The organism is Methylocaldum sp. GT1BB, from assembly GCF_051027545.1.
Lineage (GTDB): Bacteria > Pseudomonadota > Gammaproteobacteria > Methylococcales > Methylococcaceae > Methylocaldum.
Genome location: NZ_CP194902.1, coordinates 2124737 through 2146110, shown reverse-complemented (window position 1 = coordinate 2146110; position 21374 = coordinate 2124737). Strand labels below are relative to the sequence as shown.

General features: G+C 56.9%; 21 protein-coding genes. 7 read left to right on the top strand and 14 right to left on the bottom strand.

The features are described 5' to 3' along the window. Positions 1-149: 149 nt before the first annotated feature. The 7 genes from ACR2TX_RS10935 (at position 150) to ACR2TX_RS10905 (ending at position 10094) form a co-directional block, all read left to right on the top strand. Positions 150-1199 (top strand): phytoene/squalene synthase family protein, encoded by a 1050-nt coding sequence (locus ACR2TX_RS10935; RefSeq protein WP_077730413.1) that lies wholly within the window; start codon positions 150-152, stop codon positions 1197-1199. Between the two features lie 32 nt (positions 1200-1231). Continuing rightward, positions 1232-3199, top strand: a complete 1968-nt coding sequence (gene shc, locus ACR2TX_RS10930) for a squalene--hopene cyclase (protein ID WP_434111634.1) — start codon at positions 1232-1234, stop codon at positions 3197-3199. Then, positions 3196-3921 carry a hypothetical protein gene (locus ACR2TX_RS10925; RefSeq protein ID WP_086134989.1) on the top strand — a complete coding sequence of 242 codons (726 nt, stop codon included), beginning with the start codon at positions 3196-3198 and terminating at the stop codon, positions 3919-3921. The genes shc and ACR2TX_RS10925 overlap by 4 nt, the downstream gene beginning before the upstream one ends. 20 nt (positions 3922-3941) lie before the next feature. Continuing rightward, positions 3942-6569, top strand: coding sequence for an MMPL family transporter (locus ACR2TX_RS10920; RefSeq protein WP_077730373.1), 2628 nt, complete (start codon positions 3942-3944; stop codon positions 6567-6569). Between the two features lie 52 nt (positions 6570-6621). Further along, positions 6622-8010: an aspartate aminotransferase family protein gene (locus ACR2TX_RS10915; RefSeq protein WP_077730372.1), complete on the top strand. Its 1389-nt coding sequence runs from the start codon at positions 6622-6624 to the stop codon at positions 8008-8010. 87 nt (positions 8011-8097) lie between these two features. After that, positions 8098-8433 (top strand): copper resistance CopC family protein, encoded by a 336-nt coding sequence (locus ACR2TX_RS10910; RefSeq protein ID WP_077730371.1) that lies wholly within the window; start codon positions 8098-8100, stop codon positions 8431-8433. Positions 8434-8438: 5 nt separating this feature from the next. Continuing rightward, entirely contained in the window at positions 8439-10094 is a 1656-nt protein-coding gene (locus ACR2TX_RS10905; protein ID WP_086134990.1) for a copper resistance D family protein, read from the top strand. A 166-nt stretch (positions 10095-10260) separates the two neighbouring features. Here ACR2TX_RS10905 and ACR2TX_RS10900 read toward each other — a convergent pair whose 3' ends face one another. From ACR2TX_RS10900 to ACR2TX_RS10835, 14 genes are all read right to left on the bottom strand, one after another. Beyond that, positions 10261-10878 carry an HpnM family protein gene (locus ACR2TX_RS10900; protein ID WP_077730369.1) on the bottom strand — a complete coding sequence of 206 codons (618 nt, stop codon included), beginning with the start codon at positions 10876-10878 and terminating at the stop codon, positions 10261-10263. Between the two features lie 180 nt (positions 10879-11058). Then, positions 11059-11451, bottom strand: coding sequence for a DUF2802 domain-containing protein (locus tag ACR2TX_RS10895; protein ID WP_434111629.1), 393 nt, complete (start codon positions 11449-11451; stop codon positions 11059-11061). Continuing rightward, positions 11451-11612, bottom strand: a complete 162-nt coding sequence (locus tag ACR2TX_RS10890; RefSeq protein WP_156879648.1) for a hypothetical protein — start codon at positions 11610-11612, stop codon at positions 11451-11453. Before ACR2TX_RS10890 ends, ACR2TX_RS10895 begins: the two co-directional genes overlap by 1 nt. A 52-nt stretch (positions 11613-11664) precedes the next feature. After that, positions 11665-12141 (bottom strand): chemotaxis protein CheW, encoded by a 477-nt coding sequence (locus tag ACR2TX_RS10885; RefSeq protein ID WP_347257264.1) that lies wholly within the window; start codon positions 12139-12141, stop codon positions 11665-11667. Between the two features lie 21 nt (positions 12142-12162). After that, positions 12163-12798, bottom strand: coding sequence for a chemotaxis protein CheW (locus ACR2TX_RS10880; protein WP_434111627.1), 636 nt, complete (start codon positions 12796-12798; stop codon positions 12163-12165). Continuing rightward, a complete protein-coding gene (locus tag ACR2TX_RS10875) occupies positions 12795-13598 on the bottom strand; it encodes a ParA family protein (RefSeq protein WP_077730365.1) in 804 nt (267 codons plus the stop codon). The genes ACR2TX_RS10880 and ACR2TX_RS10875 overlap by 4 nt, the downstream gene beginning before the upstream one ends. Beyond that, the gene (gene motD, locus ACR2TX_RS10870) at positions 13595-14488 is read right to left on the bottom strand and encodes a flagellar motor protein MotD (RefSeq protein WP_077730364.1); all 894 of its coding nucleotides are present in this window, start codon (positions 14486-14488) and stop codon (positions 13595-13597) included. The genes ACR2TX_RS10875 and motD overlap by 4 nt, the downstream gene beginning before the upstream one ends. Positions 14489-14495: 7 nt before the next feature. Continuing rightward, the gene (locus ACR2TX_RS10865; protein WP_077730363.1) at positions 14496-15239 is read right to left on the bottom strand and encodes a flagellar motor protein; all 744 of its coding nucleotides are present in this window, start codon (positions 15237-15239) and stop codon (positions 14496-14498) included. A gap of 2 nt (positions 15240-15241) precedes the next feature. Continuing rightward, entirely contained in the window at positions 15242-16291 is a 1050-nt protein-coding gene (locus ACR2TX_RS10860; protein WP_086134996.1) for a protein-glutamate methylesterase/protein-glutamine glutaminase, read from the bottom strand. Between the two features lie 24 nt (positions 16292-16315). Beyond that, positions 16316-18532 carry a chemotaxis protein CheA gene (locus ACR2TX_RS10855; RefSeq protein ID WP_434132137.1) on the bottom strand — a complete coding sequence of 739 codons (2217 nt, stop codon included), beginning with the start codon at positions 18530-18532 and terminating at the stop codon, positions 16316-16318. A gap of 12 nt (positions 18533-18544) precedes the next feature. After that, positions 18545-19282, bottom strand: a complete 738-nt coding sequence (locus ACR2TX_RS10850; RefSeq protein WP_156879650.1) for a protein phosphatase CheZ — start codon at positions 19280-19282, stop codon at positions 18545-18547. A gap of 21 nt (positions 19283-19303) precedes the next feature. After that, positions 19304-19690, bottom strand: a complete 387-nt coding sequence (gene cheY / locus ACR2TX_RS10845) for a chemotaxis response regulator CheY (RefSeq protein WP_077730359.1) — start codon at positions 19688-19690, stop codon at positions 19304-19306. 53 nt (positions 19691-19743) lie between these two features. After that, on the bottom strand, positions 19744-20523 hold the full coding sequence (locus tag ACR2TX_RS10840; protein WP_077730358.1) for an RNA polymerase sigma factor FliA: 780 nt from the start codon (positions 20521-20523) through the stop codon (positions 19744-19746). Beyond that, positions 20520-21350: a MinD/ParA family protein gene (locus tag ACR2TX_RS10835; protein WP_077730357.1), complete on the bottom strand. Its 831-nt coding sequence runs from the start codon at positions 21348-21350 to the stop codon at positions 20520-20522. The genes ACR2TX_RS10840 and ACR2TX_RS10835 overlap by 4 nt, the downstream gene beginning before the upstream one ends. Positions 21351-21374: the final 24 nt, after the last annotated feature.

The following is a 21374-nucleotide window of genomic DNA, read 5'->3' as shown; positions in this document are numbered from 1 at the left end:
AATTTGCTGCTTTCCCAGCGAACCGTTGCTGCCTTATCTCAAGACGAACTGGCCGGAACATCGCATCTAGAAACTGGTTGGAATTTCAGAACTTGAACGGAGCAACACTCGTCCGCACGAGCGGAAGCTTTTCCTCGGATCCAAGCGTGATGAGCGACGACGACGCGTTGCAGTCTCACCTACTGGAAGGTGTCTCCCGCACCTTTGCGCTTACTATCCCGCAATTGCCGCCGGTCTTAGCCAAGCCGGTCTCGAATGCTTACTTGTTATGTCGCATTGTCGACACCATCGAAGATGAGACGGCACTTTCATCCACGGAAAAGCGCAAGTTCTGTCAGCAATTCGTGCGCGTGGTCCAAGGCAACGAGGCCGCCGAACTGCTTCGAGACGAACTCGGCCCTCGCCTTTCGACAGTCACCAGTCCGGCCGAGCACGAACTTATCCACTTGATTCCCCGGGTCATCGCCATTACTCACAGCTTCGATCCGCCGCAACGGGAAGCACTGGCCTCCTGCGTCGAAATCATGGCGAATGGCATGGCAGAATTCCAGGACCGAGACCTGCGATACGGTCTCGCAAACATGGAGGAAATGAGCAACTACTGTTATTACGTGGCCGGCGTGGTCGGGGAAATGCTGACCAAGCTTTTCTGTCACTACTCCCCCGAGATCGCCGCCCATCGCGACGAGATGATGAAGCTCGCGGTATCGTTCGGGCAAGGTCTGCAAATGACCAACATCCTCAAGGACCTTTGGGATGACCATGCCCGCGGCGTTTGTTGGCTGCCACGCGATATTTTTGGCCAGTGCGGATTCGATTTACGCAAGCTTAAACCGGGCCATAACGACCCCAAGTTCTGCGAGGGATTCAAGCATCTGATTGGAATTGCACACGGACATCTGAAGAATGCGCTTGCCTATACCTTGTATATACCCTCGCGCGAGACCGGTCTTCGCGAGTTCTGTCTGTGGGCGCTGGGGATGGCAGTGCTGACCCTGCGCAAAATCAACAAAAACCTTTATTTCAGCGACTCATCGCAAGTCAAGATTACACGCCGGGCAGTGAAAGCGACCGTTCTGACAAGTCGTCTGCTGCGTTCGAGCGATATCCTGCTCAATACCGCATTTTTCCTTGCAGGATCCGGCTTGCAACGTAGCAGCCGTCAGCTCCCGGCCCTCGGTCACCATACCGACACGTGAGAAGCCAACCACAAACAGGGGATTCCTTGCTCATGTTGAAAGAAGCGACTGCACTTTCCGCTCTCGATACGGCTTTCCTCCAGCCTTATAACGAATCGCCCTTGGATAACGCTATCCGTCGCGCCAAAAAGGAGTTGCTCGGATTGCAGCACCAGTCCGGCTACTGGGTGTTCGAGCTCGAAGCGGACTGCACGATTCCATCCGAGTACATCTTGATGATGCACTACATGGACGAAATCGACGCAGCATTACAGGCCAAGATCGCCAACTACCTGCGCGCCAACCAGCAGGCAGACGGCAGCTATCCGTTGTTCTTCGGAGGTCCTGGCGATATCAGCTGTACTGTCAAAGCCTATTACGCACTGAAACTGGCCGGCGACGACATCGACGCTCCGCATATGAAGAAAGCCAGAGCATGGATTCTGGCCCAAGGCGGCGCGGCACGCTCCAACGTCTTCACCCGCATCATGCTGGCCATGTTCGAGCAAGTGCCGTGGCGCGCCGTGCCGTTCATTCCGGTGGAAATCATGCTGCTGCCGCGCTGGTTTCCGTTCCACTTGGACAAGGTCTCCTATTGGTCGCGCACAGTGATGGTTCCCTTGTTCATCCTGTGCAGCTACAAGGTTAAAGCGCGCAACCCAAGAAAGATCGGCATTCGCGAACTCTTTACTGTCGATCCGGAAAAGGAAAAAGGATATTTCAGCCACGTCAAGACGCCGCTCGGCAAGAGCATTCTGGCGCTGGAACGCATCGGCCGCCTGATGGAACCGCTCATCCCAAAAGCGATGCGGCGAAAAGCCACCGAGAAAGCACGCGATTGGTTCATGGCACGATTGAACGGGGTAGACGGTTTGGGCGCCATCTTCCCCGCCATGGTCAACGCTTATGAAGCCATGGACTACTTGGGTTTTCCACCGGAAAACGAGCATCGCCGCATAGCCAAGGAGGCCATCGAACGCCTGCTTGTCGTCGGCGAAAACAGCGCTTATTGCCAGCCGTGCGTATCGCCGATTTGGGACACCGGGCTATCCAGCCTGGCACTGCAGGAAGTCAACAGGTTCGAGAAGGATCCCGAGATCGACGACGCACTAACTCGCGGGCTACGCTGGCTGGCGAGCAAGCAGTTGACCGACGAGCCGGGTGACTGGCGTATCAACCGGCCGAATTTGGAAGGCGGCGGATGGGCTTTCCAGTTCGAAAACACTTATTACCCCGACGTGGATGACAGCGCCGTAGTCGCCCAAGCCTTGGCTCAGGCCGAAAACCACGAGTTCGACGAGAACATTCGCCGCGCCACCAACTGGATTGCCGGCATGCAATCCGACAACGGCGGATTTGGTGCGTTCGATGCGAACAACACGCATTATTACCTGAATCACATTCCGTTCGCGGATCACGGCGCCCTGCTCGATCCGCCCACCGCCGACGTCAGCGGACGCTGCGCGATGTTCTTGGGCAAGATGCTGGAACAACGCCCGGATCTTAAACCGGCGCTGGATCGTACGATCGAATATCTGAGAAAAGAACAGGAAGTCGATGGCTCGTGGTTCGGTCGCTGGGGCACCAATTACATCTACGGCACCTGGTCGGTACTCGTAGGCTTCGAGGCGGCAGGCATCCCCAAGACCGACCCGAGCATACAGAAAGCCATCGCTTGGCTGAAGAGCGTACAACGCCCGGACGGCGGCTGGGGCGAGGACAACTTGACCTATCACGACGCCAGCCCGGAACGGCGGGGCCGTTTTCACACCAGCACGGCCTTTCAGACCGGATTGGCCTTGCTCGCGCTGATGGCGGCAGGCGATACCGATTCGCCCGAAGTCGAGGCCGGCATAGATTACCTCGTCAGAACGCAAAACGCCGATGGTTTCTGGAAGGACGAATGCTTCACCGCGCCGGGCTTCCCGCGGGTCTTTTATCTCAAATACCACGGCTACGACAAATTTTTCCCGCTGTGGGCGTTGGCGCGTTATCGTAACGAGCGCTACGGCACGGCGTGAAGTCCCTTGGGTTTGTGATTGCGCTGCCGGCCGAGGCTCGTACCCTCGTCCGGCAGCGCGTCTGCTTTGACGACCTGCTGGAACTGCCGGACGGTCATCGGTTGGCCGTCTCCGGCTCCGGTCCGAATCATGCGCGCAGTGCCGCATTCCGACTTCTCGAACACAAGGTCGATGCCTTAATCAGCTGGGGCTGTGCGGCGGCCCTCGACGGTTCCATGAATGCAGGCGATCTGGTATTGCCCGATCGAATCTTAAGCCCGGACGGCATCGAGCATGCGGTCTGCCCCGAATGGCACGACCGGGTTCGGCAAGCCTTAGCCCCGATGCTGCCGGTCACGACGGGCCTTCTGCTGGGAAGCCCCAAGGTCGTCGCGAACGCGGCGGAAAAACGAGAACTTCATGCCAGCAAAGGCGCAGTTGCACTCGATATGGAAAGCGCCTCCGTAGCCTCGGTCGCAAACGCCCGGGGCGTACCTTTTCTAGCAGTTAGAGCCATCGCCGATCCGGCATGCATGAACCTTCCCAACTCCGTGGCCGTCGCCGTAGATGAACGCGGCGACGTCAACATTCCGAAGCTCCTGAGATATGCCTTGGCTCATCCTGCCGAATTCGTTGCCTTGGCCCGACTGGGGAAGGCTTTTTACGCAGCCGCAAATACACTTCGCCGAACGGCGCATCTTTTGAGAACCGACATCTCTCTTACGCCGTCCGCCGACCGTTAATTCTCGCAACTAAAACGTCGATGAGCAGAACCGCCGAGAACCTTTTTATTCGTGTCGTCCACTGGTGGGAAGAAAACTTCCTCAACCGGCCGTGGTTAGTCACTTTGCTGTTCCTGATCGCCTCCGGCTTTACGCTCCAGTACACCATGGAGAACCTGAAGTTCGACACGAACACGGCGGACATGATTTCGACGGAGCTGCCATTCCAGAAAAACCGCATCAAGCTGGAAAAAGCATTCCCTCAGGATGTCAGTACCATCATTCTCCTGGTCGAGGGAAAAACGCCGGAGGAAACCGCCGACGCCGTCAAACTGATCGGCGAGAAACTCAGACAAAATAGGACCGAAATCAAGTCGGTCCATATTCCGGACGAGGGAGAATTTTTCGCTAGGAACGGCTTGTTATATTTGGATTTAGAAGAATTGGAGGATTTGTCCGCCCAACTCGCAAATGCCCAACCTTTTATCGGCCGGATTTCCGAAAACAACAGTCTCGGCGGTCTCCTCGATATCTTGGGCGAGGCCTTGAAGGCTTCGGAAGAAGGCTTCGAAATCGAACTGAATCCTTTGCTAGAGAAAATTCGCGAGGCGGTCGTTGCAACGAGCGAAGGCAAGCCTTACCGGCTGTCGTGGCAGCAATTGATGCTCACCCGAGATGAGGGGCTCGGGGTCACCAAGCGGTTTATTAATATCACGCCGGTCCTCAATTTCGAGGAATTGCTGCCCGCCGAAAAAGCAATCGGGGCTATCGATAAAGTTTTGGCAGAAGTACTGCAGGGCGATCTTGCCGATGTCAGCGTCCGCAAAACCGGCGAGGTGGTGCTGGAGCACGAGGAAATGCAGACCGTCGGAACCGGGGTTTCGATCGCCAGCGTCGCATCCCTTATTCTCGTGTCCGCCACCTTGTGGGTCGCTTACCGATCCTTCAAGCTGATGTTCGCCACTTTCGTCGCGTTGACCATGGGGCTGATTTTTTCGCTCGGTTTCGCTACCGTCGCCATCGGCCAGCTCAATCTGATCTCCATCGGCTTCGCAGTCTTGTTCATCGGCATGGGCGATGCGTATTCCTCCCATTTCTGTCTGCGTTACCGGGAATTGGTCCTGCGCGGCGTCTCCCAACGGGAAGCGTTGCGGGAAACCTTGACATCCACCGGCTCCTCGCTCGTTCTCTGCTCCATCACCGCGGCAACCGGCCTCTATGCCTTCATCCCCACCAACTACTCCGGAGTCGCGGAACTCGGTATTATCGCCGGCACCAGCATGTTCATCGCTCTGGCGACGACCTTCACCATACTGCCGGCGCTGTTGAAGATCATGCCCTTGAGGCCGCCACGTCGGCGCAAGGAAAAGAAAGGCGCATCGTTCCTGTCCTCGAACTGGCCGATCCGCTATGCCCCATCGATTCGCACGGCCACGGTTGTTCTTGGCTTGATCTCCGTGGGTCTCCTCTGTGACGTCACCGTGGACTTCAATCCGATCAACCTGCGCGATCCCAATACGGAATCGGTCAAGACCTTTAAATATCTGCTGCAATTCGAAGATACCTCCCCCATGACATTGGCTTCCCTGGCACGGAGCGAAGCCGAGGTCAAAGCCAAGAAAGCCGCATTCGAGTCCTTGCCAACAGTCGACAAGGTTGTCAGCATTTTCGACTTCATTCCCGAGAATCAGGACGATAAGCTCGCGATTATCAGCGATCTGTCGCTCATCATGGGTCCTCAACTCGAGAGTTTCCCCCCGTCCACGCGAGAGAAAGTCGATCCCCAGGTCATCGAGAATTTTCATCAGGTGTTGCGGGACCGTGCTGCGGCAGGTGAAAACGGCGTAATCAAAGCCTTGGACGAAGCTCTGACGCAGTTGCACGCCCGCCTGGAAACCGCCGACGAAAGCACGCGTCAAGCGATGCTCGGCCGGCTTCAGGACAGCATTTTAGGCCCGCTTCCGGCTACCATCGCCAATCTTCGCGAAAGCCTTCAGGCCCATCCGATTTCCATGGGGACCTTACCTCCCGACCTGAAAAATCGCTGGGTCAGCGCCGACGGACTGTACCGTCTACAAATCTTCCCGAATAAAGACTTGAACGATCTCGAGAACTTGCGCGAATTCATCCTTGAGGCGCAAAAAGTCGACAAGAATGTAACCGACGTGCCGGTCGCTTATCTCGAATCCATGAACGAGGCCATCAACGCCTTTCAGCAAGCGTTCGGCATTGCCTTCGTCGCCACCACGATCCTGTTGCTGCTGATCGTACGAAATCTGAAGGACACGCTGTTGGTCCTGCTGCCGCTGCTGCTGGCGTCCCTATTTACCGCCGCCTCGACGGTGCTGTTCGATATCCCGTTCAACTTCGCCAATATCATCGCCCTGCCCTTGCTTTTCGGTCTGGGAGTCGACAACGGCATTCACATGGCACACCGTCTACACTATCTGCATTCGAACGATGAAAACCTGCTCAGTACCAGCGAAGCACAAGGGATATTCTACGGCTCGCTGACGACCGTATTCAGCTTCGGCAGCCTAGCCTTTACCGCTCATCAAGGCACCGCCAGCATGGGAATGATCCTGACCATCGGCCTCATGCTCACCCTGATCTGCGCGTTGGTCGTGCTGCCCGCCTTCAGTACGCTGAGAGTCTCCCACCGGCGTTGATCCGTGTAAAATTCGAGCGTCTTTTTAGCCCTAGATAATTCCCGAGGTCTTGATGTCCACCTACATTGCGGATTTGCTGGCCACCCATCGCGGCAAGAACTTCGAACTCCACGAAAATTACTTGAATACCCAAATGGTGCGGGTGCTCAAGGCCATCGGCTATGACCGCATCTACACCAGAGCCCGTGGCCCGTATCTTTATGACGATCAGAATAACGAATATTTGGATCTCTTGAGCGGCTTCGGCGTGTTTGCCCTAGGCCGCAATCATCCCGAGATCATTCAGGCGCTTCAGGACGTACTGCAAAGCGAATTGCCAGACATGGTACAGATGGACGTATCCGTGCTGAGCGGTCTCCTCGCGGAGCAAATTCTGAAGCGCTGCCCGGACAATCTCAGCAAGATGTTCTTTTGCAATTCCGGTGCGGAAGCCGTCGAAGCGGCGATCAAATTCAGCCGCTATACCACCAGGCGGGAAAAAATCGTCTACTGTGATCACGGGTTCCACGGCCTCACCATGGGCGCGCTTTCACTGAACGGCGAAAAGATTTTCCGCGAAGGTTTCGGTCCTTTGTTGCCGGAATGCGTCACGGTTCCGTTCAATGACATCAAGGCTTTGGACGAGGCCTTGCGCAACAAAGATGTCGCGGCCTTTATCGTCGAGCCGATCCAGGGAAAAGGCGTCAACCTGCCGAGCGACGACTACCTGCCGGAAGCGGCTCGCTTGTGCGCCAAATACGGAACGCTTTTTGTCGCCGACGAGATCCAAACCGGCATCGGCCGCACCGGCAAGTTTTGGGCTATCGAGCACTGGGGCGTGAAACCCGACATGATTCTGATGGCGAAGGCACTGTCCGGTGGTTTCATCCCGGTGGGCGCCGTGGCGATGACCAAGAGCATCATGGATGCCGTCTTCAGCCGTATGGATCGCGCCGTAGTTCATGGTTCGACCTTCTCCAAGAACAATATGGCCATGGCGGCGGGGCTCGCTGCACTCAAGGTCATCGATGATGAAAAGCTGCTGGAGAACGCCGAACATCTCGGGGAAAAACTTCTGGCCGGAATGCAGAACCTGGTCGACAAGTACGAGTTGTTCCAGGAAGTCCGCGGAAAGGGACTGATGATCGCTCTGGAGTTCGGCTCTCCCAAGAGCTTCTCCTTAAAGGCCGCATGGAACCTCCTGGAAACCGCCAATAAAGGGCTGTTCAGCCAAATGATCACGATTCCGCTGTTCAAGAACCATCGTATCTTGAGCCAAGTCGCCGGGCATGGCATGAACGTGGTGAAGTTTCTCCCTCCGTTGGTGATTAACGAAAACGATACGCAGTGGGTCCTCACTGCTCTCGACGATGTCATCGCCGATTGCCACAAGGTTCCCGGAGCCATCTGGGACCTTGGGAAAAACCTTACCAGCCATGCACTTAAATCCAAAGCGGGCTGATTCCCATCATTCACGACCAACACCGGCACCACCATGCACCAACCACTCTCTTCTCGCAGCCGTAAATTTGCCGTTTTGCTGTTTTCCATGTCTTTGCTGCTGGCCTATGGCCAACGGCCTTGGGCGCACGCCGTCGTCACCGAATCCTCTCTGACCCAAAACCCGATTCAGCCGAATCACGCGACGACGGTAGTACTCTTTTTCAATTCCAATGTGGAATTGCCTTTGTCCCGAGTTTTTCTGGTCAGCAAAGGCGATGTCTTCCATCCGGTACAAATCGAAAAAGGCAAGAAACCGGGCGAGATGCGCATCCAGGTGCCCGCACTGACGCCAGGCGAATATGCCTTGAAATACAAGGTATTCGCTGCGGATGGACACTTCACGGAAAATGTCATTCGTTTCCACGTCTCTGAACCGCGGTAACCCCTATGTACATGCAAGGTTTGGCCAATTTCATCGATGATTTCCTCGGCGGGCTGATTTTGATCAGCTACGCGTTAGTAGTGGGGAGCCTGCTCTGGAGTGCGTTTATCCTCAGAGTATGGTCGCCCGGATTCGCCGCGCATGAATCCGTGGTCCGCCGAGCCGTTAGCTTGCTGCGCGCCGGCGCCATCGCCCTAGCTATCACCCAAGGGCTCAAATTGATCATCAAAGCCGTGGTTCTGGCATCGGTCTTGGGCGATTTTCCGGCCGACGCTTATATGGGCACCGTTCAGTTCCAGGCCGGTTTGATACGTTTCCTGCTTGCCTTGGGTCTGATCTACATCGCCGGCCAGTTGCGCCAAATACCGGATAAGCGGTTTTTGTGGAATCTCGCTGCGATTTCGATGATTCCCATGGTGATTGCCGGCGCCTGGCTGGTGCATGGCGTGGGCCGCTTCGAATATCGGGAGCAGCTCATGACCATGACCGTTCTCCACCAGTTTGCGGCGGCCGTGTGGTTCGGCGGCGTTGCGCAACTTTTGTCGCTCTGGCACATGAGCCGGGAATCTCAAGAGGCAAAAGCACTATGGCCCATCGCGATCACCCGTTTCGCGCTGCTCGGCGTCAGTTCCGTCGTCGTTCTTCTGTTGACCGGGCTTCCCCTGGCCTGGACTTACGTCGGCAGCTGGGATGGCCTTTTCGGCACCGGTTACGGCAGCCTGGTCGTCACCAAAGTCGTTCTTCTCATGGTCGCGCTCGGCTTCGCCTATCTGAATCACCGGGCCGGTCGGCAGTGGTTGAGACACCGCCAAACCGAAGGACTGAATAACAAGGTTCCGCATTACATCGAGGCCGAGACCTTCATACTGGTAGGGATACTTTTCATCGCCGCCACCCTGTCCTCGCAGCCGCCGTCGGAAGATATCAAGGAACTGTCCGCGACCGTCTCCGAAGTCGCCGAGATGTTCACCCCGCGCATGCCGCGCCTGACCTCGCCCACGCACGAGCAACTCCTGGCCGGTGAGCCGGGGCGTGTGGCGGTGGTCGACAAAGTTCCCTCACCCGCGGCCACGGAATGGTCGGATTACAATCACAACGTGTCCGGAGTCTTCCTGACCTTGATGGGATTGGTCGCTATGCTTTCCTACTACAGGCGGTTCGAATGGGCGAGGTATTGGCCGCTGGGCTTCGTAGGATTGAGCATTTTTCTCTTCTTCCGTAGCGACGCCGAGACTTGGCCCTTAGGCCCGATCGGCTTTTGGGAAAGCACCTTCGGCAACGGCGAGGTGTTCCAGCATCGTATCGCCACCCTTCTGGCTTTCGCATTGGGGGTTATGGAGATGCGCGCGCGCACCAATCGGAACGCCGACCGATTACGCTATACGTTCCCGGTCTTGTGCGCGTTCGGCGGCATTTTGCTGCTCACCCATGCCCATGCGGAGTTCGAGCTGAAAAGCGAATACCTCATCCAGTCCACGCACACCGCAATGGGGCTCCTGGCCGTGATCATGGCGAGCGGGCGCTGGCTGGAACTGCGCTTGGCGGAACCCAACGTGAGTTACGGCGGGTATGTGGACGGAAAGATTGCGGGATTTATATCCATCGTGGCGATGTTCCTGATCGGCGCGATATTGCTGGTCTACCGAGAACCGTTGTTCTGAAGCCGAAACAGGAAAAGCACTCTATTCTAGTTGCGTGGCTGAAACGCCTTAGGGACAAACGAAAATGCCCGTCACTCACGTGACGGGCATTTTTTGTTACGAACTGTAATCCAAGATAAGAAAGAACCGCCTCGGACGCATTTGCACGGCCTGCGGCCGCGCCTCATTATCCGGACGTGGCATTGTTACTCGAGTAATCGGCGATCTTCTGGGACAGTTTGTTCAGAAGACTGTCGAATCCCTCGCGGTCGATGACGCTGGTATATTGAGCCTTCTTGAGCGCCAAATCGCTGATACCGTCCACGATGATATTGATGATGTGCCACTGCCCGCCGAACTGGTTCACGATGTATTCGAACTTGATGGGCTTTTCATCCGGCGAAGTAAGAAAGTAGCGTAGCAGCACGCGATCGCTCTTCATGTCTTGGGCGGAATCGTATTTGAATTCTTCCCCCGAGTAGCCGTTAAACTGCGCGGCATAAGTGGCAATACTTAGATCGGTCAACTTCTCGATAAAAGCCTTTTTCTGTTCTTTATCCAGTTTCTTCCAGTGATTTCCAAGCGCGATCTGGGAAACAGCCTCGAACTCGAACACCTGCTTGACCACCGGCTCTAGCTTTTTGTACCGTCCTTGATATCCCAATTGTTTCGCATCCTTCATAACGTCAATTAACGTGTTGTTGAGCAAGTCTACGGTTTTCTTGGCTTCCGTAGGAGCCTCCGCTGCAACAGACAGCGGAGCCAAAGCAATTAGAAACAATCCCAGGAAAAATTGAAGAAACATTGTCTTTCCCATAAGTCCGAAATCGAAATCGTCGCGACTATATCATAAAACGCCAATCAGAACGCTACGCTTAGTTGCGATCGCGCTACGGTTTTGCGTCTGAGCAACACATAATCTTCGAATCGAGCTCCTGGTATTCGATTCAGAAGCGTGAGAATCGTTCTCGACAGTCGGCTCGACTTATTGACCCTGTCGCTGCGCATAAAGATGTGCCAGCAAGTTTGCCTCGGATAGGGAAAGACCCAACTGGGACACCAACTCCTGGGGAGCGACGCCGTCCTTAAGTCTTTCGATTGCAGATCGATAGGATTGGTAGCCGGTATCCTGCGACGAGAGCGACGCCAGTCTCTCGTCGCACTCTCGAAGCCGCCGTTCTTGATCCAGCATACGCCGATCCACTTGCACGGCGGCCGCCGACAGCCCGATCAAGTCGTTTTGCTGCTGTACGAGCCGCGCGGCCAGCGTTGCATAATCGCGCCTGAGGGCCAGGCAAGCACGGGTCAGCATGAGCATTCCCGCCACCAACGCGACGATCAGCCCGACCAGAATAAAATAGGGGAGATGCCAATCCATCAGGCGTATTCATCGATATGGGGCAGCGAATCATCACTCGCCGGTCCCGGTTTTTTCTTTTCTTGTGAATCGGGCTTTTGCTGTTTGCGATTCTCGTCGCCTTTGACCTTGTTCGCCGCCGGCAAAGGTCCGACGTGTTCGACGGGATGAATCTCGACCATAACCCTATCTCGCCATTCTTCGAAAAAGCTCTCCCTCCCAGGGTGGGCGGGATCAAAGCAGATCGAGCTGCGCCTTGTCTTCGTCGTTCAAGAACTGATTCAGGTCGACCAGAATCAGCAAGTCGCCATTATGACTCGTCACGCCCTGAATGTATCGGGCGCTTTCTTCATTGCCGACGCTGGGAGCCGATTCGATTTCGGAGGCTCTGAGTTCGACCACCTCCGCGACACTATCGACCAAAATACCGATGACTTGATCGTCCGCCTCGATAATGACGATCCTCGACGCATCGTCCGGCTGCTTGGGAGGCAGCGCGAAGCGCCGCCGGGTATCGATTACCGTCACCACGTTTCCGCGCAAATTGATGATACCCACCACATAATCCGGCGCTCCCGGAACCGGCGCAATTTCGGTGACACGCAGCACCTCCTGTACCTGCATTACGTTGATGCCGTAAGTTTCTTCGCCCAAACGGAATGTGACCCACTGATTCACCGGGTCGCTGCGTCTTGCCAACGCTTCGCTCATATTACCCTCTCGCCTCTAGCATTATCGTAAAACTCTCAGATTTTTGGATCGGCCGGCCGGAATCAGGCTGTGCGGATCCACCAGCACGCATAAGCGATCGATAATCGTGCCGGCCGCCCATGCTCGCCGGGATCGGTTTACGCGCCAGCGGACATCGCTTTCGCGCAGCCGGACCATATCGACGATCTCGCCGCACACCAACCCCCACCGCCCTTCATTGAGCAATAAGGCATGACGATGGGAGTCTTCTAAGGAGATGGAACGCTTGCCGCCTATGAGAAGCTCCGTGTCCGCCAGTTGAATGATCTCGCCCTGAAATCGGGTCAGCCCTTGAAACCAATCTGGCTTTCCCGGCAAGACCGTCACTCGCGTCGAATCGTCAAGGCGTTCGATTCTCCTCACCTCGGTCAACGGCGCGGCAAGAACCGCATGACCGATTCGAAAATAAACCACTTGAAATTCCGATTGCGCCCAGTCGGGCAAAGCCGCAGGGGCAGACAGGACGGGCTGGGATGCCGTTACCGAATCGGAATCCGTGCGCTCGGCCGGCAATGCTTCCGACTGGCCGTAGGTTTGATTCAGCAGGCTCCGCAGATAGAAAAGGAGTACTTGATCCTGCCATCCCGTTGTGCTTCGGGCTAGGCGATCGGCTTTCATGCGGTTGCCAAAGCCGGCTCGACCGAGCGTGATCGATTTTGCGACAACATATGCTCGAGCAGTTCGGTGTAGGCGATGACAGCCTTGGCCTTGGGCATGTAATAAGACAGCGGAATTCCGGCGTCGCTCGCTTCCCGCACCTGGGTATCGACCGGAATCACGGAATCCCAGACCTGATCCCCATAACGCTCGCGCATCACCCTGAGGGTTTGTATCGACGCGCGGGTACGCCGATCGAACAAAGTGGGAACGACCGTGTAATCCAATCGCGTTTTCCGAGACTTACCGATCATTTCCAGGGTGTGCAGCATGCGCTCCAGCCCTTTGAGCGCGAGAAACTCGGACAGCACCGGAATGAACAAATGTTCGCAGGCGGCTAGTGCGTTCACCATCAGCACACCCAGCATGGGTGGGCTGTCGATCAGCACGAAATCGTACTGCTTCCGAACGGCTGCCAGACTATTGGCAATTACCAGCCCCATGCCGCCGGCGCCCCCCTGCCGCTCTACGGTCGCGATAGCGGTCGAGGCCGGCAGTACCGACAGCCCTTCGAAATCCGTAGAGGCGATATAAGGACCCGGAAGCAAGCTTTTCTTGGCAATTGCGTCTTGAAACAGGTTGTAGACGCTGACATCGATTTGATCCGGGTTCATTCGGAAATAGCTGGTCAGCGAACCGTGCGGATCGAGATCGATCAATAAAGTTCGGTACCCCCGCGACGCGAGAATCCCCCCCAAGGTAACGACTGTCGTGGTCTTGCCGACGCCGCCTTTCTGGTTGGATACGGCCCAGATTCTCATGGCTTCGAAACCTCCGTCGGAGTGATGGGCGCTTCCGTAGACACCGGCTTTTGCGAAGCGCCGAAATCCTCAATTCGGTCCCCGGAAGAAAGCTTGTAACGAGCCGCTCCGTGGGACATCAGAACGATGACCACTCTCCGATTTTGGTAGCGTCCTTCCTCCGTCCTGTTGTCGGCAATCGGATGATGCTCGCCGTAGCCTATCGCCGCCATGCGGCGCGGATCGATGCCGTTGCTCATCAATTGGTTGACCACCACGGCGGCGCGGGCGGACGACAAGGCCCAGTTGGAAGGAAATTCGGGAGTGTTGATCGGCAGATTATCGGTATGACCCTCGACGTGAATGGTGTTGTCGATTTCGCGGAAAATTTCGGACATTCGGTAAAGTATGGGCAGCGATTCCTTAGAAAGTTCGGCTTTGCCGCTGGAGAAAAACATCCCGCTCTTCATTTCGACCTCCACCCACAGCTCATGGCGTTTGACGGCAACTAAATCGTCCTGAATATACGGCGATAAAGCCGCTTCGATCTGATCCGCCAGGCTCTCGAGCTGGGCGTATTCCGCATCGAGATTCTCCGGCATCGGCCGAGTCTTGTCCTGGGACGATGCCGAACCGTCCGACGCCGCGGGTTCGCCCAAAAGGTCTTGTCCTTTCTTCAACTGGCCGAATTGAATCGGCTCCAGCGTATGCCCGAGGTTGTGCTCCTTCCCCGGCTCCTTGAACACCGCGGAAAGCGACTCCGACAACACCCGATACTTGCCTTCGTTGACCGAAGAAATTGCATACATGACGACAAAAAACGCAAACAAAAGTGTAATGAAATCGGCATAGGAAACCAGCCAGCGCTCCAGGTTCACATGCTCTTCTTCCGAATGCTTCCGCCGCGACATACGTTAGTCATCCGTCTAGGAAACCGGTCAGCTTCATTTCGATATTCCGCGGGTTCTCGCCTTCCGCGATCGAAATGATTCCTTCCAGAATCAGTTCCCGCGCCTGGTTATTGGCCTGTGCTCGGGATTTCAGTTTGTTGGCGATGGGAAGAACGATCAAATTGGCGAGACCGACGCCGTAAATCGTCGCCACGAATGCCGTCGCGATGCCGCTCCCCAGCTTGCTGGGGTCGGACAAATTCTGCATCACGTGAATCAACCCCATGACCGCGCCGATGATTCCCACGGTCGGCGCGTAGCCGCCCATCGCCTCGTATACCTTGGCCGCGCCCAAATCCCGCTGCTGGCGAGCGTATATTTCCACCTCCAAGCTGTCCCTTATGGCCTCGGGCTCGTTGCCGTCGACCAGCAACTGAAGCCCTTTCTTCGCCAGCGGTTCTTTCTCGGCGCTGATGAAGGTCTCTAAGCCGAGCAGACCTTCCCGCCGCGCCAAGGCACTCCAGCTGACGATTTTCTTGATTTGTTCCTTATGATCTATCGGCGGCGTCATGAAGACCCATTTGAGCATTTTGACGGCATAGAAAAACGCTGCCGGCGGCGTTTGCAGCATGGTCGCACCCAGCGTACCGCCGAACACGATCACTATCGCCGGGCCGTTCAGCAGTGACTGGATATGCCCACCCTCGAGCCAATTGCCGCCTAGAACGGCGGCGAGCCCGAGAGTGACTCCGATAATGCTTAAAGGGTCCATGCCTAAAGATTCTTCAATTCGCCGGCCATTTCATCGAGATCGTAGATGCAATCGGCCAGGTTAGCTTCGACGATCGCTTTCGGCATGCCGTAAACGACGCAACTCTGCTCGTTCTGGGCCCAGATGGCCGCGCCCTTGGCTTTCAATTTTTCCGCTCCGAGCTTTCCGTCCGATCCCATGCCGGTCAGCACGATGGCGAGAACCTTGCCGGGCATGTTCTTGGCTATGGAGCTAAACGTGACATCGGCACTGGGACGAAAATGTTCCCCGCTTCCGCTCTCCCGAACGACGACGGTTTTCCGCGCCCCGTGCTCGCTCAGCTCCAACTGAAAGCCGCCGGGCGCCAGAAGAGCGACACCGGGTCGCAGTTCGTCGCCGTTCTGGGCCTCCTTGACCCGAATTCGGCAAAGCTGATCCAGGCGTTCGGCAAAGCTGCCGGTGAAATTTCCCGGCATGTGCTGGACCAAAAGAATGGGGACCGACGCGGTCTCCGGAATTTGCGTCAGAACTTTCTGGATAGCCACCGGGCCGCCGGTAGAAGCGGCGATGACCAGCAAACGGAAATCCCGAAGTTGCGCTTTGGCGGCCGGAGGCCGGGCAACGACCGGAGCGGCGACAGGCCTCGATGGCCGACGGAGCCGCCTCAGCCTCCCCGCATGCTCGGCCAAATCGCGAACGCGCCGCCGCAAAATGCGCTTGGCCAAGTCCTGGTCTCCGCTGATTTCCTGCAATTGTTTGGGCATGAAGTCCATTGCGCCGGCCTCGAGAGCATCCAAGGTAGCCTTGGCGCCCGCTTTGGTGGACGCGGAAAACATCAGAATCGGCGTGGGCCGATCTTTCATGATCTCGCGCACCGCGGTAATACCATCCATTACGGGCATATCCACGTCCATGGTGATGACGTCCGGATTCAAGGATGCCGCCTTTTGCACGGCCTCGGCGCCGTCGGCGGCGCTTCCTACGACCTCCATGTCGCCATCGGCGTTGAGGATTTCGGTCAGTCTGCGGCGTATGAAGCCCGAGTCATCCACCACCAAAACCCTGATCGTCATGAAAACCTCTTAGTTGTCCTAGGCTTAATGCAAGGAGGCGTACCGTTTCATCAAACCGGGTACATCCAGAATGAGGGCGATTTTTCCGTCGCCGGTAATCGTCGCACCGGCCATTCCGCATACCCCTTGGAGTTTCGCCCCCAAAGGCTTGATGACGACTTCTTCCTGTCCGACCAAATGATCGACCACGAAGCCGACATGTCGTCCCCCGACATTCACCACCACTACATGGCCGCATTTCCCGTCCTGATTTCTATCATGCCGGTAGCCCGGAACCAGCCATTCCTTGAGATAAAACAATGGCAACGCGCGCTGCCGGACCAGCACCACCAACTGCCCATCGACCGTATTGGACTTCGTGAGGTCGAGGTCTAGGATTTCGACGACGTTCGCCAACGGAAGAGCGAATGGTTGATTGTTCAGCTTGACCATCAAAGTCGGCATGATGGCCAAAGTCAGCGGCAATTTGATGGTGATGCGGCTGCCCTTTCCCTTGCTCGAATCGATGGCTACCGAGCCGTTCATCTGGGCTATTCGGGTCTTTACCACATCCATGCCGACACCTCGTCCGGAGATATCGGAAATCTCGGACTTGGTGGAAAAGCCGGGCATGAAAATCAAGTTGTAACAATCCTTGTCGTCCAGGCGGGCGGCGCTCTCCTGGTCCATCAGTCCCTTTTCCACGGCCTTGCGCCGGAGCACGTCCGGATCCATGCCTTTGCCGTCGTCCTCGATGGTCAATTCGATATGATTGCCCTCCTGAGACGCGGTCAGAACGACCGAGCCCTCGCGCGGCTTACCCGCTGCGATCCGCTCCCCGGGGGTCTCGATGCCGTGATCGACCGCGTTGCGAACCAAATGCACCAATGGATCTGCCAAGGCCTCGACAAGATTTTTGTCGAGATCGGTTTCTTCGCCGCGCAACTCGAGCTGCACCTCCTTGTTGAGGCTTCTGGCCAAATCCCGCACCACGCGGGGAAAGCGGCCGAATACCTTTTTGATGGGCTGCATGCGCGTCTTCATGACGGACAGCTGGAGATCCGAGGTCACCACGTCCAGGTTGGCGACCGCCTTGGCAATCTCTTCGTCATTGAGCGCGATCTTGAGGGTTTGAAAGCGGTTGCGAACCAAGACCAGCTCGCCGACCATGTTCATGATCTCGTCGAGACGCTGGGTATCGACGCGGACCGTGGTTTCAACTGCCGCGGCCGCCTGTGGTTTGACGGTCTTGGCCGGTTCCCTTGTCGCGCTGCGCGCTTCCGTAGGTGCCGAAGACAGAGCCGCTGGACGCGCGCTCTCCTGCTTCGGTACGCCACCATGCTGGCCTTTGCCATGAAGCTCGTCCAGCAGGCGATCGAATTCTTCCTCAGTGATGCGATCACTTTCGGCTACAGGTCTCGGCGCCTCGGGAACCACGGCGCTCGGCATGCCGGTGTGCTTGCCCTTGCCATGGAGTTCATCCAGCAAGCGCTCGAATTCTTCCTCGGTGATGTCATCATGCGATTTGGCATTCGGAGTGTTTAGCGCTGGCGCATCGGGCACACCGCCATGCTTGCCCCTTCCGTGAAGTTCGTCCAGCAGACGCTCGAATTCTTCTTCGGTGATTTCGTCCGAAGTCGAGCCGTTCGAGTCAACCGCCGAGACGGGCGAGGGCCGGCTCGGCTCCTCCGCCGCATCCGGCAACGGTTCGAATTCCGCCTCGGCCGGATCGTCATCTTGGCCGGGTTCCAGCATCGCCGCGAGCGCCTGTTCCACAACATTCATCGCGGACGGAAGCCTCTCGGGTTCGGCCGCCGAAACGGATTCGGGCTCCACCGACGCCGGAGCCGGCGGGACAAGAGTAGAATCGCTTCCCGGCTGGGCGAGAACTTTCAGCCGATCGATCAGCGACGGGTCGGCCGGTTCGGGATCGTGTCCGGAGCGGATGTCCCGAAACATGGCGTTGACGACGTCCAATACTTCCAGAATGACGTCCATCAAGGCCGGGTCGGCGCGCCGCTCGCCTTGTCGAAGCACGTTGAATACGTCTTCGGCGTTGTGGCAAACGTCGACCAAGGCGACAAGATTGAGAAACCCCGCTCCACCCTTCACGGTGTGAAAACCGCGAAAAATGGCGTTCAATAAATCGTAATCGTCCGGCGACTGCTCAAGCTCGACCAGTTGAGCATTGAGCTTTTCCAGTATTTCCCCGGCTTCTACCAAGAAATCCTGAACGATTTCGTCATCGAGATCGATCGCCATTGCGCCTTACCTTCAGAAACCCAAACTCGACAGCAAACTGTCCACGTCGTCTTGATTCTGCACGGTATTCTTGTCCACCCCCGGAACAGCCGGGCCGAGTGGTTCCGATTTGGTTTCCGGCACGCTATCGCCGGAGGGCTTGAAGCGCCGTCCGGAAATTCGGATCAATTCGACCAGACTGTGCTCGAGATCCTGAACGAGCTTGATCACGCGCCGAATGATCTGGCCGGTGAGATCCTGAAATCCCTGCGCCATGAGCACTTCGGTGAGACTATGCTGAATGGTCTGCAAATGCCCCGCGGAAACGTCGAAATACTGCGCCAGGTCTTGAGTCAGGGACTTGAATTCCTCATAAGGCATTTCCCGCTGGCGAAAGCGTTGCCACTGGGCGCTGAGTTCGTTCGACTGCTCGCGAAGACTTTCGGCGAACGGCAAGATGGATTCGACTGCATTCAAGGTGGTGTTCGCCGCCTGCTCGGTCATGGTGATGACGTAGTTGAGGCGCTCTTTGGCGTCGGGAATTTCTTTCTCCGTGAGATCCGCGATTCTTTCGTCCAGGGAAAAATTCGCCAGCGTGTCGTGGAGCTGGCGGGTCAACTTGCCGACTTCCTGAAACATCAGGGTTTCCCGGACGCGGCCGATATCATCGAGGATACGGTCGGCCGACTCGTCGTCGCCGCGCTCCAATGCCGCCAGAAGTTCGCGGGCCTGTTCGATCCGCCCGTCGGCGGACGGTTGCTTGTCAATCATTAGCCGCCCCCAAAGGTTCGATCAGGCTTCCAGGCGTTCGAAGATCTTTTCGATCTTCTCTTGCAGGGTGGCCGCGGTAAACGGCTTGATCACATAGCCGTTTACACCGGCCTGCGCCGCCTCCACGATCTGGTCCCGCTTCGCCTCGGCGGTCACCATCAACACCGGCAACTGAGCCAGGTTCGGATCGGCGCGTACTGCGCGCAGCAGATCGATACCCGTCATTCCGGGCATATTCCAATCGGTGATCAGAAAATCGATTCCCCCCGACTGCAATTTGGGCAGAGCACTCTGCCCGTCGTCGGCTTCGAAAATATTGTTGAACCCGAGCTCCCGCAGCAGGTTTCTGATGATCCTTCGCATGGTGGAAAAGTCATCCACAACCAGGATTTTCATGTTCTTGTTCAAGGACGCTCACCTCGTTCCGGTTAACCATTTTTTATTATCGATTCATCGGGGCCTCAGACTTGCGCGGCTTTTCGCCTTCCCTTCGAACGGGCTCCGGCGGATTGCTCCGCATCCAGCCAGCCTTGCATTCTCGCCCTAAGGCGCAACATGGCCTGGCTTTGCAATTGACACACTCGGGACTCGCTGACCCCCAGCACTTCGCCGATTTCGCGCAGGTTGAGTTCCTCTTCGTAATAGAGCGAAATCACCAAGCGCTCGCGCTCCGGCAATCCCGCGATCGCGTTCGCCAAAGCCTCGGCAAATCCGGACTGGGTCAATACCTCGACCGGAGGCGCGGCCGAATCCGCACAGTCGTCCAAAGCCGAATCGCCGGCCTCCAACAACTCTTCGAAACTGAACATGCGACAGCTCAAACTATCGTGAAGAACCTGATGGTATTCGGAGAGCGACAGTCCCAAATGCTCGGCGACTTCCGCATCTCGGGCGTCGCGTCCGGTCCTGGCCTCGATGCTACGCATTGCTTCAGCCACATCACGCGCCTTGCGATGAACCGAGCGCGGCGTCCAATCGTAGCGCCTCAGCTCATCCAGCATCGCGCCGCGGATCCGGATCCCGGCATAGGTTTCGAAACTCGCGCCCTGAGCGTGATCGTACTGGCGGGCTGCTTCCAGCAAGCCCACCATGCCGGCCTGGATCAAGTCCTCCACTTGCACGCTGGACGGCAGCCGGCTCATGAGATGATAGGCAATCCGTTTGACCAGTGACGCGTGCTGCCCCACGATGGCGTCCAATCCGGGCGCCTGTACCGATGCGTACAAGGCGATGCCGCTCATAAGGCTGCTGCGCTGTGGTACTGAATCATCCGCTCTACGAAAAACTCCAGCCGCCCACTGGCTTGGCCGGAAATCGGCAAGGCATCCATTTTCAGCGCCAAGGCGCGAAACGCCCGCGCCGCTTTGCTGTGCGGATAGGCGACGACCACCGGAGTTTGCTTTTGAACCGCCTTTCTCAATTGCTCGTCGCGAGGAACCACGCCCAATAGATCGAGCGTCACGTCGAGATAGCGGTCCGTCACCCGGCACAGCTTGCCGAACAACGCCTGACCCTGTTGATAGTCCTGGACCATATTGGGCAGGATTTGGAACCGATGAACGCCGTAGTCCCGGTTCAGCAATTTGATGAAGGCATAAGCGTCGGTAAGCGACGTAGGCTCGTCGCACACCACCAGAATGATGTCCTGGCAGGCGCGCGCGAAGTTGACCACCCCCCCCGAAATACCCGCTGCCGTGTCGACCAGCAGCACGTCGATGTCCTGGTTCATCTCCCCGAAGGCGCGAATCACGGCGGCCTGTTCCGCAGTGGTAAGCTCCGACATGCGCTGAATACCGGACGAGGCCGGCACGATCTTCAGCCCCGACGGCCCTTCTACGAGGATTTCGTCCAAACTGCGCTCGCCGCTCAACACATGGGACAGATTGAATTTGGGCTGCAAACCTAGGAGCACGTCGACGTTTGCGAGTCCCAAATCGGCATCCAGCAGAACCGCGTGCCGACCGAGCTCGGATAGGCTGACCCCGAGATTGACGGCGACATTGGTTTTGCCGACCCCGCCCTTGCCGCTGCTCACCGCCAAGACACGCACCGGCCTGGGCTGTGCCATACGTCGAATTCCGTCGGCCTGATC

Excerpts from the sequence above, each read along its gene's own strand:
- ACR2TX_RS10890 (WP_156879648.1), bottom strand. The coding sequence starts at position 11,612 with ATGGTCGAGATTCATCCCGTCGAACACGTCGGACCTTTGCCGGCGGCG.
- ACR2TX_RS10910 (WP_077730371.1), top strand. The coding sequence starts at position 8,098 with ATGTCTTTGCTGCTGGCCTATGGCCAACGGCCTTGGGCGCACGCCGTC.
- ACR2TX_RS10895 (WP_434111629.1), bottom strand. The coding sequence starts at position 11,451 with ATGGATTGGCATCTCCCCTATTTTATTCTGGTCGGGCTGATCGTCGCG.
- ACR2TX_RS10855 (WP_434132137.1), bottom strand. The coding sequence starts at position 18,532 with ATGGCGATCGATCTCGATGACGAAATCGTTCAGGATTTCTTGGTAGAA.
- ACR2TX_RS10875 (WP_077730365.1), bottom strand. The coding sequence starts at position 13,598 with ATGAGAATCTGGGCCGTATCCAACCAGAAAGGCGGCGTCGGCAAGACC.
- ACR2TX_RS10935 (WP_077730413.1), top strand. The coding sequence starts at position 150 with ATGAGCGACGACGACGCGTTGCAGTCTCACCTACTGGAAGGTGTCTCC.
- ACR2TX_RS10885 (WP_347257264.1), bottom strand. The coding sequence starts at position 12,141 with ATGAGCGAAGCGTTGGCAAGACGCAGCGACCCGGTGAATCAGTGGGTC.
- ACR2TX_RS10835 (WP_077730357.1), bottom strand. The coding sequence starts at position 21,350 with ATGGCACAGCCCAGGCCGGTGCGTGTCTTGGCGGTGAGCAGCGGCAAG.
- ACR2TX_RS10920 (WP_077730373.1), top strand. The coding sequence starts at position 3,942 with ATGAGCAGAACCGCCGAGAACCTTTTTATTCGTGTCGTCCACTGGTGG.
- ACR2TX_RS10915 (WP_077730372.1), top strand. The coding sequence starts at position 6,622 with ATGTCCACCTACATTGCGGATTTGCTGGCCACCCATCGCGGCAAGAAC.
- ACR2TX_RS10900 (WP_077730369.1), bottom strand. The coding sequence starts at position 10,878 with ATGTTTCTTCAATTTTTCCTGGGATTGTTTCTAATTGCTTTGGCTCCG.
- ACR2TX_RS10840 (WP_077730358.1), bottom strand. The coding sequence starts at position 20,523 with ATGAGCGGCATCGCCTTGTACGCATCGGTACAGGCGCCCGGATTGGAC.
- ACR2TX_RS10850 (WP_156879650.1), bottom strand. The coding sequence starts at position 19,282 with ATGATTGACAAGCAACCGTCCGCCGACGGGCGGATCGAACAGGCCCGC.
- ACR2TX_RS10860 (WP_086134996.1), bottom strand. The coding sequence starts at position 16,291 with ATGACGATCAGGGTTTTGGTGGTGGATGACTCGGGCTTCATACGCCGC.
- ACR2TX_RS10905 (WP_086134990.1), top strand. The coding sequence starts at position 8,439 with ATGTACATGCAAGGTTTGGCCAATTTCATCGATGATTTCCTCGGCGGG.
- ACR2TX_RS10880 (WP_434111627.1), bottom strand. The coding sequence starts at position 12,798 with ATGAAAGCCGATCGCCTAGCCCGAAGCACAACGGGATGGCAGGATCAA.
- ACR2TX_RS10865 (WP_077730363.1), bottom strand. The coding sequence starts at position 15,239 with ATGGACCCTTTAAGCATTATCGGAGTCACTCTCGGGCTCGCCGCCGTT.
- shc (WP_434111634.1), top strand. The coding sequence starts at position 1,232 with ATGTTGAAAGAAGCGACTGCACTTTCCGCTCTCGATACGGCTTTCCTC.
- motD (WP_077730364.1), bottom strand. The coding sequence starts at position 14,488 with ATGTCGCGGCGGAAGCATTCGGAAGAAGAGCATGTGAACCTGGAGCGC.